Here is a 13,068-nt window from a genome sequence, read left to right on the forward strand (position 1 = left end):
TCTGCGTTTGGTCTAGGGATGAAGCGATCGGGCGTGAGAGCTGAGGGGACGTCACTCGTCGCCGCGGATGGCGGCGCGCAGTACGGTCGCGACCGCGGCCGGATTGTCGACGTTCATGAGATGTCCGGCATTCGGGACCTCGCGGTAGGTGACGTCGCCCAGGGCGTCGATGATCATTCGGGCCGCCTTCTCGGGACAGAAGGTGTCACCGTCGGCACCGATCACCTCGACGTGCTGGCGGACCTCCGCGAGCCGGGGGGTCAGGGGATTCTCGCGCAGGGCGGCCATCGCCCGTGCCGCGTTGATGTAGCCCGCGCCGGCACCGATCGCGTCGAGGCGAATCTCGGTGATCTCGTCGAGCCGGTCGTGCGCCGCCACGATCGCGGCCGCAGTGTCGTCCCGGATCGCCTCCCGGAACTCCGAAGTCGAGGTGTCGGAGGCCTGACCGATGCGGTGCGCGTAGAACTCGGTCGCACTCCGACCGACCACCGACGACGTCCCGAGGACGATCGGTCGGGTCACCAGGTCGGGGCGCTCGGCCGCCGCCCAGAGCGCGATCGTGCCGCCGAGAGAGAATCCGACGACGATCGCCGGGCCGGTGACCTGCTCGATGAAGCCGATCAGGTCCCGTCCGAGCTGCTCTAGAGATCCCTCGCCGTTGCCCGGCGTCGTCGAGCCGTGGCCGCGGAGGTCGTACGCGAACGTATGGAACTCGGCCAGCTCCTGCTGCGTATCCGCCCAGCTCCGGCTGTCTTCGGCCAGGCCGTGTACCAAAATGATTGGGGTGGAGTCTGATTCGCCGGACCCCGCCTCCGCGTAAGCCACCGTGATGTCACCGATCTGCACCGTGGTCATCAGTCCTCCTGCTCGCGTCGTGGTCATATCGGAAGTCTCCACTCGGGCCCCGGCAAAGTCAAGAGAGTGACGTCGCTTTTTTAAGTAAGTCCTTCTCATTTGGTCGCGAATCGGTCATCATGGGCGTACTCAACAGTCAGTTGCCTGCACAAACGCAAAGGACATCACCTGTGCCCGCTGAACCCGTGACACCCAAGGGGCGCCGGACGCGCGACCATCTGGTCAACGCCGGCCGCAACGTCTTTGCGCGCGTCGGTTACGTCGAAGCCCGGATGAGCGACGTCGCCGACGAGGCCGAGATCTCCATGGGCGGCCTTTACCGGTACTTCAAGAACAAAGAGGATCTCTTCGCCCAGGTCATCGAGGACCTGCACGAGAAACTGTTCGAGGCCAGCGCGTCTCGCAACCACAGCTTTCGGACAAGTCCCCTGGAGTCGCTCGTCGAATCGAATCGCGGGTATTTGAGCCTGTACAGCGAGAACCGGGATGTCATGCGCGCGTTCATCCAGGCCGCGCACGTCGAGAAGCGCTTCCAGGACTTCTGGTGGCTCATGCGGACCCGACACGTCGACAGGTTCGTCGCCAGCCTGGAGCGAGATCACGGCATCACCGAGATCAACGGAGCCCCCGCACGCATCGCCACCGAGGCCCTGGCATGCATGGTCGAACAATCGGCATATGTCTGGTTCGCCCAGGAAGCACTCAACAGCGGCCCCGTGGACCTCGACGACGCCGCGCGGATCACCGCATCTGCTTGGTATGCAACCATTTTCGACCAAGCCAAGGTCTGACAGCGCGACGCACCCACCGAAGCCCCGGAGCCGGGTTGGACACCCGCCGCCGGGGCTTCTGCGCGTCGTTTGAGGGCTCTTCCTGATTGACGGTGCGTAGAACGGGTTCTACCGGGCACAAGATGTAGGTCGGGTTCGGCGGCGGCGAGCCGGGGATGCGGGCGGGTCCTGTGGTGTGAAGATGAAAGCCCCTACACCTCATCACTCACACCGACAGGACCCTCGTTGCAGCGTAGCGCCATTGCCGACACGATTTGCCGCACGATCGAACTCGGGGTGACGATCACCGATGCCGCTCTCGACGGCGAGGATCGCACACACCTGTTCTGCGAGGTCTTGGCCCCGAAGAGTAGCTGCCCGAGGTGCGAGCGGGCGGGTCGGTTGCGTGATCATGTCGATCGTGAGGTGGCAGATCTACCGATCGTGGGCCATCCGACCCGGTTGCATCTGAGGGTGCCGCGCTACGCCTGCGAGAACGGCGCGTGTGGTCAGGGCATCTTTCGCGCCGACATCTCGGCGATCGTCGCGCCGCGCGCGGCGGTGACGCGCCGCACGATCGCGTGGATTCTTCGGCGGATGATTCTGGACAAGATGAGCGTCTCTGCGGTCGCCGCGTCGGTCGGGTTGGGCTGGAACACCGTGAATGCCCTCGCGTTGCAGGCGGCGCGTACGGTGGCTTCGGCGCCTGGCCGACTCGACGGTGTCAGGGTTCTCGGTGTTGATGAGCACAAGTGGAAACATGTTCGCGGCAATGGTGATTCGAGTTTCGTGACCGTGCTGGTCGACCTCACACCGATTGTGGATGGGACCGGGTCGGCGCGCTTGCTGGATATGGTGGGCGGCCGGTCCAAAGCGGCGTTGAAGGACTGGCTCGATGCCCGCGATGACTCCTTTCGGGACCGGATCCGGGTGGTCACCATGGACGGATTCACCGGGTATCGCACCGCGACCGCCGAGGCATTGGATAAGGCGCGGGCGGTGATGGACCCGTTCCACGTGGTCCATCTGGCCGCCGAGAAGCTCACAGTGTGTCGTCAACGCGTGCAACACGATACGTGTGGGCACCGCGGCCGCACGGGTGATCCGCTCTACGGTATCCGCCGACCACTGCTGACCCGGATCGCGTTGCTGACAGACAAGCAGAAGGCCCGGCTACGTAGCGGGTTGGAGGCTCACGAGGAGCACGTGGCCGTCTCGGTCACCTACGCGATCTACCAAGAGCTGATCAACGCCTACGGCCAGGAGAACAAGCGTGACGGCAAGATCGCGATGTACAAGCTGCTCAAACGGATTCATACCGGCGTTCCGTCCGGGCTGGCAGAGTTGGCCCAACTCGGCCGATCATTATGGGCGCGGCGTGCCGAGATCTTGGCCTACTTCGACACCGGCGCCTCCAACGGACCCGTCGAAGCGATCAACGGCCGCCTGGAACACCTCCGCGGGATCGCGTTGGGCTTCCGCAACCTCAACCACTACATCTTGCGGTCACTCATCCACTCCGGCGGCCTCGCACAACACCTCGACGCACTCTGAATCAGGAAGAGCCCGTTTGAGCGATTTCGGGAGCTGTCTCAAAAAAAGCGACGTCACTCTCTTGACTTCCCGTGGCTTGCGTCACATGATGGGTGAACCGCGACGCCAACCTCTCGCATCCCCCGATTTACGCAGTTGAGTGTCGCGAAACGACTTCTTAACAAAAAAGCGACGTCACCCTCTTGATTCTTCGCCGGAGGGAATCGAAGATCGAGACATCCCCCTCTTTCGATCCGCCGATGACCCCGTCAGCCCATCAGTACGGAGACACAGTGAACACCCACGCTTCCACTCTCATTTCCCGCCACGTCACCGGATCACCCGCCCTTGCCACGTTCCTCGCAGACGTGGCGAGCGACCCGCAGCGCACGGCCGTCATCGACGACCGCGGCGCGACGCTGACCCGACAGGATCTTGCCGACGCATCATCGGCACTCGCCGACGAGATGCATGAACAAGGCCTGCGAGTCGGCGACGTGATGATCATCTGCCTGCCGAACTGGACCGAGTGGATGGTCACCTACGTGGCCGCGCTCCGTTGCGGACTCGTGCCCGGAACCCTGCCCGTGACAACCGATCCGGAATCGATCGCCTATGTCGCGAACATGGTGGGAGCCAAGGCCGTTGCCCTCCCCCGCGCTCACCGCGGCCGTGACTTCGCCGCCGAGGCCGACATCATCTCCCGTTCCGTCGGACGTCGAATCCGGTTCCTGTTCTGCGAGCAGGACGAGTCCCCCACCTGGGCCCTGGCCGACGGAGCACCGGAGACCGCGCCGGCGTACCCGGCCGGCCTCGCCCACATCCTCTTCTCGTCCAGCACCACCGGGAAGTCGAAGGCCATCGCGCACTCCGAGTCGAGCATGGATGCGTACAACAACTGGATCATCGACCGCTACGGGATCACCGGTGAGGAGGCCATCTTCATGCCGTCCCCACTCGGCCACAGCACAGGCTTCTGGCACGGTGCGCGGATGTCGTTGCTGACGGGCGCGTCACTCGTACTCCAGGATCACTGGGACGTCCACACCGCACTGAGTCTCGTCGAGGCCCACCCCTGCAGTATCACCGTCGCGGCGACGCCGTTCCTCAAGGACCTCACCGACGCCGAATGGACCGGCGACACACCAAAACTCGCCGGACTCAAGACCTTTGTCTGCGGCGGCGCACCAATTCCTCCGAGCCTGATCGAGCGGGCGACCACCGAGTTGCCCGACACCCACATCGCATCGATCTGGGCGATGAGCGAAGGCGGAGCCACCTCGAGCCTGCCCGGCGACTCCGCCGAACTCATCGCCGAGACCTGCGGTCGGGTGATGCCCGGCGTGGAACTCGAGACCATCTCGGAATCGGGCGTCGTCAACCCGCGCGGCGTCGAGGGCGAGATCGTCATGCGCACGCCGTCCCTGTTTCTCGGATACCTCAACCAGGAGGATCTGTACCGCGAATCCTTCACGCGTGAAGGCTATTTCCGCACCGGAGATCTGGGCGTCGTCGATCACGACGGCTATCTCCGCCTGACCGGACGTCTCAAGGACCTCATCATCCGAGGCGGTGTGAACATCTCACCCGTCGACATCGAGAACGCCCTCATCCAACACCCGCTGATCGCCAAGGTCGCGGTGGTGGGACGACCCGACGATCGACTCGGCGAGCGCATCTGCGCGGTCATCGAGCCCCGTCCGGGTTCGGACCTCACTTTCGTCGACCTCGTCGACTGGCTCCGTGCGGAGTCAGTCCCCCGCCGACTCTGGCCGGAGTCCATCCACCTCGTCGACGCCATGCCACAGACACCCGCCGGAAAGATCCGGAAGAACGACCTTCGGAAGTCGCTCTTCCCGACCTCCTGACCCCGCTCCACCCCCGCTCCACCCACCCCCGGCACCGCTGCACCCCCGGCAGCGCGGCCTTCATCCCCGTCGTCCACCGCAGGTCACCGATGACCGACACCACCTCCCCGAGCTTCGGGACAAAGCAACAGAAGCGAGCGGCGCTCGCCAGCCTGGTCGGCACCACCGTCGAATGGTTCGACTTCTTCATCTACGCAACCGCGGCGTCACTGGTCTTCTCGACCGTCTTCTTCCCCGACCTGGGTGACAACGTCGGCCTGCTCGCCTCGTTCGCCACCCTCGGCGTCGCGTTCCTGGCTCGCCCCGTCGGCGCCTTCATCTTCGGCCACCTCGGTGACCGCGTCGGTCGGCGCACCACCCTCATCATCACGCTCTCCGTGATGGGGGGCTCGACCGGCCTCATCGGCCTGCTGCCCACCTGGGATGCGATCGGCATCTGGGCCCCGATCCTGTTGACCTCCTTGCGATTCCTGCAAGGTGTCGCGGTCGGCGGCGAGTGGGGCGGCGCGGTGCTCATGAGCGTCGAGAATGCACCCAAGTCGCGAATCCGGTTCTACGGGTCCATGCCACAGATCGCCAGCCCGCTGGCCCTGGTCCTCGCGACCGTAGTGATGTACTTCGTCGCCAAACTCCCCGAAGACGACCTGATGTCCTGGGGCTGGCGCATTCCGTTCCTCACCGGATTCCTCCTGGTCGTGATCGGCATGGTCATCCGCCTCGGCGTCTCCGAATCGGAGGAGTTCGAAGCTGTCAAGGACAAGGGCGAGGTCAAGGGACATCCCGTCCTCGACGTGTTGCGGACGATGCCCGGCCGCGTTGTCGCCGGCGTGGGACTCCAGGCGAGTGTCATCGTGCTCTTCTACCTGATCACCACCTACATGCTCTCCATGGCGGTTGATTCCCACGGCTTCACCCGTAGCGACACACTGATGATCCTGCTCGTCGCCGCGGTCGTCGACCTTCTCGCGATGGTTGCCGTCGGAGTGCTCAGCGACAAGTTCTCGGCCTGGAAGATGTTCACCGCAGGTGTCGTCTTCACCGGCTTGTTCGCCTTCCCCCTCTTCGCGCTCTACGACACCGGCAACGTCGCACTGATGACGGTCGCCTTCACTCTGGCCCTTGTCCTCGGCCACGCCACCACCTACGCCGTCGTCTCGAGCATGACCGCCGAGCTGTTCCCCACCGAGGTCCGTTACAGCGGCGTCGCACTGTGCAGCGCGTTCTCCGGCGTCGCTTGGGCCGCTCCGACACCGCTCGTCGCCGCGGCACTGGTCCCCACCGACGGATCGGTGCACTGGTGGCCGCTACCCGCGGTCCTGGTGGTCACAGCGGTGATCTCGCTGGTCGCCGCGGCCGCCGCCCGGCGCGGGGCTCAGGCCGTCGCGGAGCCCGGGCCCGGGGTCGCGAACGAACCCGAACCCCTCTCCGGTGAAATGGACGAGATCCGCACGGTTCCGGCTGCTCCCGCCGCCCCGGAACGGGTCTGAGACGACCCGCCATCATCCACGACGCCACGATCATCTCGAGGAGACCCCATGCCCATCGCTCTCACCGCCGAGCAGCAAGACCTGGCAGCCTCGGTCCGCGAATTCTGCCGACGCGAAGTCGGAACGAAGGAGCAGCGCGACAAGCTCACCGACTTCGGCCGGAACTCCCACAGCCTGGAACTGAATCGCAAGGTCGCCGAACTCGGCTGGGCCGCAATCGATGTCCCGGAAGAGTACGGCGGCGCTGGTGGCAGCCACGTCGATCTCTGCGTGTTGTTGAGTGAACTCGCCAAGGGGATGGCCCCCATCCCCTGGCTCGGTACGACGCTCATCACGGCCGGCATCTACAACAGGTTCGCGAGCGAGGAACTCAAGACCCAGGTCCTCGGTCGGGTCGCCGACGGCGTGGCGCTCTCGATCTCGATGTCGGAAGCCGGTGCGGGATCAGATGTGGCGGCACTCGTCTGCCGAGCCGAGAAGACCGAGCAGGGTTGGGTCATCAACGGGTCCAAGACCTGGTGCACCAACGCCCACCTCGCCGACAGCATCCTCCTCGTCGCCCGGACGACCCGCGGCGACAAGAAGCACCACGGCCTGACCATGTTCCACGTCCCCGCCGGGACCGAGGGACTGGACATCAAGCCGATCGACACGATGAACGGCACCGAGGTCAACGACCTCTACTTCACCGACTGCGTCCTGCCCGACTCGGCGGTCATCGGCGAGGTCGACCAGGGCTGGAAGCAGCTCATGGCCGGCCTCGACACCGAGCGCCTCATCCTCGCCGCGCAGGCTCTCGGAACCGCCGAGCGCGCGTTCGACGACTGCCTGAACTTCGTTCGGGAGCGCAGTCAGTTCGGGCAGGCCGTCGGGTCGTTCCAGACGATCAAGCACCGCCTGGCCGACCTTGCCACCGAGATCGAGTGCGCACGCCTGATGGTGTTCGACGTCGCGCAATCAGCCGATGAGCCCGGTCGTAGCCCCAACCTGTCGCGGGCGTCGTCGATGGCGAAGCTGAAGGCCACCGAGGTCGCCAAGGCGATGTCGATCGAGGGCATGCAGATGATGGGCGGATACGGCTACTCGACCGAGTTCGACATGGTCCAGCATCTACGGGTTTCACTGGGTGCCACCATCTTCGGCGGAACCAACGAGATCCAACGCGAGATCATCGGGCGTTCACTCGGTCTGTGACCGCGGTCTGATGCCGTCGAAATCCGTCGCGGGCTTCGACGGCATCGCCGTTCTCCTCTGCCGGGTCAGAGCCCCACTCCCCACCACCAGACGACGATCAGTCGCCGGCGATCGCCTCGCGCAGCGCCGCGGTCACGGTGTCCGGGTTGTCGACGTTCATCAGGTGCCCGGAATCCGGGATCACCCGATAGGTCACGTCCGACAGGCCGTCGACGATCATCTTCGCCGCTTTCTCCGGACACAGCGCGTCTCGGTCTGCGGCGATGACGTCGACATGCTGCCGGATCTCGGACAGCCTCGGCGTCAGGGGCTGCTCGCGCACTCCCGCCATCGCGCGGGCCGCGTTCGCGTAGCCGGCACCGTCCCCGACCGCCTCGAGCCTCCCGGCCGTGATCTCGTCGACGCGATCGTGAGCGGACACCAGACCGGCGACGGTATCGTCGCGCATCGCGGTGCGGAACTCGTCGCTCGAGATGTCGGCGGCTTGATCGGCGCGCTGCTTGTAGAACTCGGCCGCGGCTCGTCCCACCACCGAGGACGTACCGAGGACGATGGCGCGGCTCACCAGATCCGGCCGTTCGGCAGCGGCCCAGAGCACGATCGTCCCGCCGGCGGAGAAGCCGACGACGATCGCGGGACCGGTCACCGTCTCGAGGAACCCCACGAGATCCCGTCCGAGCTGATCCAGGGTCCCCTCGGCCTCCCCGACCGTCGTCGAACCGAAGCCGCGAAGGTCGTAGGCGTAGGTGTGCAGGTCGGCCAGGTCGCGCTGCGTGTGCGTCCAGCTACGGCTGTCCTCGCCCAGTCCGTGCACCAGAACAATTGGCGCTGAGGAGGATTCGCCGCCCCCCTGTTCCGAGTAGCTCACCGTGAGATCGCCGATCGACACCGTCGTCATGAATCCAGCCTCTCACACCGCGCGACACCCGACCCCGCTCACCTCTCGACGCGGCACCAGAACTCGGCCTCGCCGGGGATACGCGTCAGCCGCACCTCCCCGCCGCCGGGTCGATCGAAGACCCGGACCCCGTCGCCCAGGAAGACCGGGACGTGGAAGATGAGGACCTCGTCGAGCAGTCCGGCGTCGATCATCTGGCGTGCGACGTCGGCGCCGATGACGGTGACGTACGCGTCGCCCGCCAGGCGCCGTGCTTCCTCCACGGCGCGGTCCAGGTCGGTGACGAAGGTGACGCCCTCCACCGGCTCGGCGGGCGGGTTGTGCGTGAGAACCACTGTCGGCCCCAGGAATTCACCCTCGAAGGCGCCTTCGCGATCGGTGCCCTTGTTGGGGTCGTCGCCCCGGAAGCTCCGATTACCCACCAGCAGCGAGCCGGTCCCCTCCCGGAGGCGCAGAGCTGCTGTGCTGTCGCCGCCCTCGGCTGCGTCCTCGCCGAAGAATCGGGTCAGCCAGGACATGTCGCCGCCGGGACCGGCGATGAAGCCGTCGAGCGATGCTGATGCCGAGTAGATCGTCGTCGCCATGTGATGTTCTCCGTTCAGACGTGGTCGATGGACAGACCGGGCGAACGACGAGAACTCATCGCGTCGAGGGTCGGACTCAGCCGGCGCCGACCGTCGGGTCCAGTGCCTGCTCCAGCAGGCTGCGGCGATACGCCTCCAGCGCCACGAGATCGCCGAAGACGGCGTTGTAGCCGTCCGGGTCGTCGCTCGGGGCCATCCGGCGTAGACGGGACTTGATGTCGGCGATCTGCGAACCGACCCACACCTCCTGCAACCGGGCGAGGACGCTGGTGATGTAGCGCGCGATGTTCTCCTCATCGACGGGCATCGACTCGACGGCGAGCTCGGTGACCAGCGGGTCGATGACCGGATCGTCGACGGCGTTGCGGACGGAGTCGACCCAGGCGGCCCCACCCAGACCCGACGACGTGCCGCCGATACTGATCATCGCTTGCCGCACAATGGCATACGCGGGTTCGTCGAAGCATTCGACGGGCAGCGAGTCGAAGACGGTGCCGGCGATCGCCGGGTACTGCAGCGCAGCCTTGAGGGCTTCACGCTGCGGCCACAGCCGCGGGTCGTTCGGCTGGGGGCGTGCGGACGTCGGCGCCGCCTCCGCCTCCGGCCGGTTGCGTGCCGGAGCACCGCGCCGGCCACTGCGCCCGGAATCCCCGCCGCCTTTTGCCTTCCGGATCTTCGCGCCCTCTTCGCGCACGCGACCGAGAACCTGGCTGACTTCCTCCCAGCCGACCCAGCCGGCGAGCTGTCGGGCGTACTCGTCGCGCAGCGCGATGTCCTTGATGCGGGCAACGACGGGGACCGTGTCACGCAGGGCATGCACGCGACCCTCGGCGGTGTCCAGGTCGTGTTCGGTGAGCAGTGTCTTGATCGCGAACTCGAACATCGGCACCCGGCGAGCGATGAGGTCGCGGACCGCGGTGTCGCCCCGGGCCTGACGGAGTTCACACGGGTCCATGCCGTCGGGCGCGATGGCCACGAACGTCTGGCCGGAGATGGACTGCTCCCCCTCGAAAGCCTTGAGGGCCGCGGCCTTTCCGGCGTCGTCGCCGTCGAAGGTGTAGATCACCTCACCGCGGAAGTACGAGTCGTCCATCATCAGGCGACGGATCAGCGCGAGATGGTCTTCACCGAAGGCCGTGCCACACGAGGCGACGGCGGTGGTGACGCCGGCGAGATGCATGGCCATGACGTCGGTGTAACCCTCGACCACGACGACCTGATGCCCCTTGGCGATACTCTTCTTCGCGTGGTCGAGCCCGAACAACACCTGAGACTTCTTGTACAGCATGGTCTCCGGCGTGTTCATGTACTTTCCGAGGTTGTCGTCGTCGTAGAGCTTGCGGGCACCGAAGCCGATGATGTCGCCGCCGAGATTGCGGATGGGCCAGAGGAGTCGACGGTGGAATCGGTCGATGGGGCCCTTGCGGCCCTGCTTGGACAGGCCGGCCGCCTCGAGCTCACTGAACTCGAAACCCTGCGACAGCAGGGCCTTGGTCATCGTGTCCCAGCCGGCGGGCGCGTATCCGCAGCCGAACTGGACGGCGGCCGCGGCGTCGAAGTCGCGCTCGGACAGGTAGTCCCGCGCCGCCTGCGCCTCCGGGGTCTGCAAGGCGGCCTGGTAGAACTTCGCAGCAGCGGCGTTGGCGGCGACGAGTCGGGCGCGCGTGCCACGGTCCCGCTTGATCGCGGTGCCGCCACCCTCGTAGTTGATCTGGTAGCCGAGCCGGTCGGCGAGCTGCTCCACGGCCTCGACGAAGCTGACGTGCTCCTGCTTCTGCAGGAAGCTGTAGACGTCGCCGCCCTCACCGCAGCCGAAGCAGTGGAAGTGACCGTGGTTGGGACGGACGTGGAACGACGGCGACTTCTCGTCGTGGAACGGGCACAGTCCCTTGAGGCTGTCGGCGCCGGCGCGGCGCAGTGCGACGTAGTCGCCGACGATGTCCTCGATCCTCGTCTGCTCACGGATCGCCGTGATGTCACGATCGGGGATTCGGCCTGCCACGGGTCCAGTGTAGTGACCTCCCGACGCGGGGATGACCGGGCGCTTCACACACGCCGACAGCACCCGGCCGACCGACCTCACCCCAGGTGCGCCTGAGCCCCGGAGTTCTGCTTGTCGGTGCGTTCCAGGCGGCCCTCGGTCATCGACGCGATCTGGTCGACGATCACCCGCATCCGGGCGGCGTCGTCGGTTGCGGCGTTCCACCAGGGCACGAAGATCGGGTCGAGTCCGCCGGGAGCGGCTTCGGCGAACCAGTTCGCGACGCGGTGGATGCGTTCCCGCTGACGCTGCTGGGTCGACTTGTGGCGTTCGTTGGAGAAGATGAACCGCAGCGCCATGGTCTTGAGCATCGGGACCTCGGCGGCGATGAGCGGCGGCACCTCGAGGTCGGCGTCGTAGCGCGACACCGGCCGGTCCCCGACCACCGCACGGGTGCCGGTGATGGCCGCCGACGCGAACCGCCCGATGAGCTCACTGGTCAGTCGCTTGAGGGCGACGTAGGAGTCGAGCGTGCCGTCGAAGACGCCGACCGCCCGCACGATGTCCATCTCGTAGAGTCGCTGGGCCGCGTCGACGAGTGCCTCCGGGTCGAGGCCCGGGAATTCCTTGGCGCCGATCTCGGCCATCTCCCGACGGTCCTGCGGGTCGCCGAGGCTGCGGAGGTCGATACGACCGCCGATGACGCCGTCCTCGAGGTCGTGCACGGAGTACGCGACGTCGTCGGACCAGTCCATGATCTGCGCCTCGATGCACTTCCGGGCCCCCGGGGCGTCCCGGCGAACCCAGTCCAGCGTCGCGGCATCGTCGTCGTAGGCGCCGAACTTTCCGCCGGGACTACGCCGCGTCCACGGGTACTTCAGCGTCGCGTCGAGCGACGCGCGCGTCAGATTGAGGCCCGCACTGACGCCGTCGGCGTCGAGCAGCTTCGGTTCCAGCCGCGTGAGGATGCGGAGGTTCTGCGCGTTGCCTTCGAAGCCGCCACAGTCGACGGCCACCTCGTCGAGCGCCCGTTCCCCGTTGTGCCCGTACGGCGGATGCCCGATGTCGTGGGCGAGGCCGGCGAGTTCGACGAGGTCGGGTTCGGCACCCAGGCCGATGGCGATGCCCCGCCCGATCTGACCCACCTCGAGAGAATGGGTCAGCCGGGTACGCGGGGTGTCGCCTTCGCGTGGTCCGACGACCTGTGTCTTGTCGGCCAGCCGACGCAACGCGGCAGAGTGCAGCACGCGCGCACGGTCGCGCGCGAAATCGCTGCGATGATCCGTTCGGGTGCCCGGAAGACTCGCGACCTTGGCACCCTCGGGGACATAACGTTCGACGGCCTCGTCGCCGTAGGCGGCCACGGCCGGGAGGACATGGCCGGCGGCGCCGGAACCGGATTGGGTGCTAGTCAAGCACCCAGCCCCGGCCGACCGCGAAATCGGTGACCCGCTGGCGGATGGCCACGATCTGGCGTGCGGTGAGGTCGTCGTCGGCGTCGAGGAGCAACTCGGTCAGCTCCTCGGTGAAGGCGCCTGCATCGAGCGAACCGCTGCCGCCGCGCGGGCGTCGGCTGCCGCGGTCGTCACGATCGTCACGACGGTGGCCCCGATCGCCGCGATCCCCACGACCGTGGTGCTCGTCGCGACGATGCGCACGCGCACCTGCCGAATCGTCGGCCGGAGCCGCCTCGGTCACGGCGACGTTGATCGCCTTGGAACCGCGATCGGTCTCCTCGATGTCGAACGACACCTTGGCACCCGGCTTCAGCGAGCTCTCGTCGATGTCGATGTCGTTGATGTGGAGGAACACATCGGCACCGCCCGACTCCGGCGCCAAGAACCCGAATCCCCGATTTGCGTCGTAATGAACGACTTTCCCGCTGACAGACACGACTC

11 protein-coding genes are annotated in these 13,068 nt (G+C 66.4%); 5 read left to right on the forward strand and 6 right to left on the reverse strand.

The genetic code is table 11. The features are described 5' to 3' along the window. Positions 1 to 51: 51 nt before the first annotated feature. Positions 52 to 855 carry an alpha/beta fold hydrolase gene (locus PWF70_RS15850; RefSeq protein WP_042378798.1) on the reverse strand — a complete coding sequence of 268 codons (804 nt, stop codon included), beginning with the start codon at positions 853 to 855 and terminating at the stop codon, positions 52 to 54. A 170-nt stretch (positions 856 to 1,025) separates the two neighbouring features. On the opposite strand from PWF70_RS15850, the gene PWF70_RS15855 reads away from it, so the two are divergent. The 5 genes from PWF70_RS15855 (at position 1,026) to PWF70_RS15875 (ending at position 7,707) form a co-directional block, all read left to right on the forward strand. After that, positions 1,026 to 1,646 carry a TetR/AcrR family transcriptional regulator gene (locus PWF70_RS15855; protein ID WP_035756149.1) on the forward strand — a complete coding sequence of 207 codons (621 nt, stop codon included), beginning with the start codon at positions 1,026 to 1,028 and terminating at the stop codon, positions 1,644 to 1,646. A gap of 225 nt (positions 1,647 to 1,871) precedes the next feature. After that, positions 1,872 to 3,179, forward strand: coding sequence for an ISL3 family transposase (locus PWF70_RS15860; protein ID WP_006358292.1), 1,308 nt, complete (start codon positions 1,872 to 1,874; stop codon positions 3,177 to 3,179). 272 nt (positions 3,180 to 3,451) lie between these two features. Next, on the forward strand, positions 3,452 to 5,026 hold the full coding sequence (locus PWF70_RS15865; protein WP_035751320.1) for an AMP-binding protein: 1,575 nt from the start codon (positions 3,452 to 3,454) through the stop codon (positions 5,024 to 5,026). A gap of 89 nt (positions 5,027 to 5,115) precedes the next feature. Beyond that, on the forward strand, positions 5,116 to 6,513 hold the full coding sequence (locus tag PWF70_RS15870) for an MFS transporter (protein ID WP_051405851.1): 1,398 nt from the start codon (positions 5,116 to 5,118) through the stop codon (positions 6,511 to 6,513). A 48-nt stretch (positions 6,514 to 6,561) separates the two neighbouring features. After that, a complete protein-coding gene (locus tag PWF70_RS15875) occupies positions 6,562 to 7,707 on the forward strand; it encodes an acyl-CoA dehydrogenase family protein (RefSeq protein WP_035751319.1) in 1,146 nt (381 codons plus the stop codon). 97 nt (positions 7,708 to 7,804) lie between these two features. Here PWF70_RS15875 and PWF70_RS15880 read toward each other — a convergent pair whose 3' ends face one another. From PWF70_RS15880 to PWF70_RS15900, 5 genes are all read right to left on the reverse strand, one after another. After that, positions 7,805 to 8,605, reverse strand: coding sequence for an alpha/beta fold hydrolase (locus PWF70_RS15880; protein WP_035751318.1), 801 nt, complete (start codon positions 8,603 to 8,605; stop codon positions 7,805 to 7,807). A 38-nt stretch (positions 8,606 to 8,643) separates the two neighbouring features. Continuing rightward, positions 8,644 to 9,189 (reverse strand): dihydrofolate reductase family protein, encoded by a 546-nt coding sequence (locus tag PWF70_RS15885; RefSeq protein WP_035751317.1) that lies wholly within the window; start codon positions 9,187 to 9,189, stop codon positions 8,644 to 8,646. Positions 9,190 to 9,265: 76 nt separating this feature from the next. Then, positions 9,266 to 11,191 carry a DNA primase gene (gene dnaG, locus PWF70_RS15890; RefSeq protein ID WP_075862993.1) on the reverse strand — a complete coding sequence of 642 codons (1,926 nt, stop codon included), beginning with the start codon at positions 11,189 to 11,191 and terminating at the stop codon, positions 9,266 to 9,268. A gap of 77 nt (positions 11,192 to 11,268) precedes the next feature. Further along, positions 11,269 to 12,585 carry a deoxyguanosinetriphosphate triphosphohydrolase gene (locus PWF70_RS15895; RefSeq protein ID WP_042376322.1) on the reverse strand — a complete coding sequence of 439 codons (1,317 nt, stop codon included), beginning with the start codon at positions 12,583 to 12,585 and terminating at the stop codon, positions 11,269 to 11,271. Continuing rightward, on the reverse strand, positions 12,578 to 13,063 hold the full coding sequence (locus PWF70_RS15900; protein ID WP_042376324.1) for a cold-shock protein: 486 nt from the start codon (positions 13,061 to 13,063) through the stop codon (positions 12,578 to 12,580). The genes PWF70_RS15895 and PWF70_RS15900 overlap by 8 nt, the downstream gene beginning before the upstream one ends. Positions 13,064 to 13,068: the final 5 nt, after the last annotated feature.

The sequence above is a fragment of the Gordonia sp. Swx-4 genome (assembly GCF_030316175.1).
Lineage (GTDB): Bacteria > Actinomycetota > Actinomycetes > Mycobacteriales > Mycobacteriaceae > Gordonia > Gordonia alkanivorans.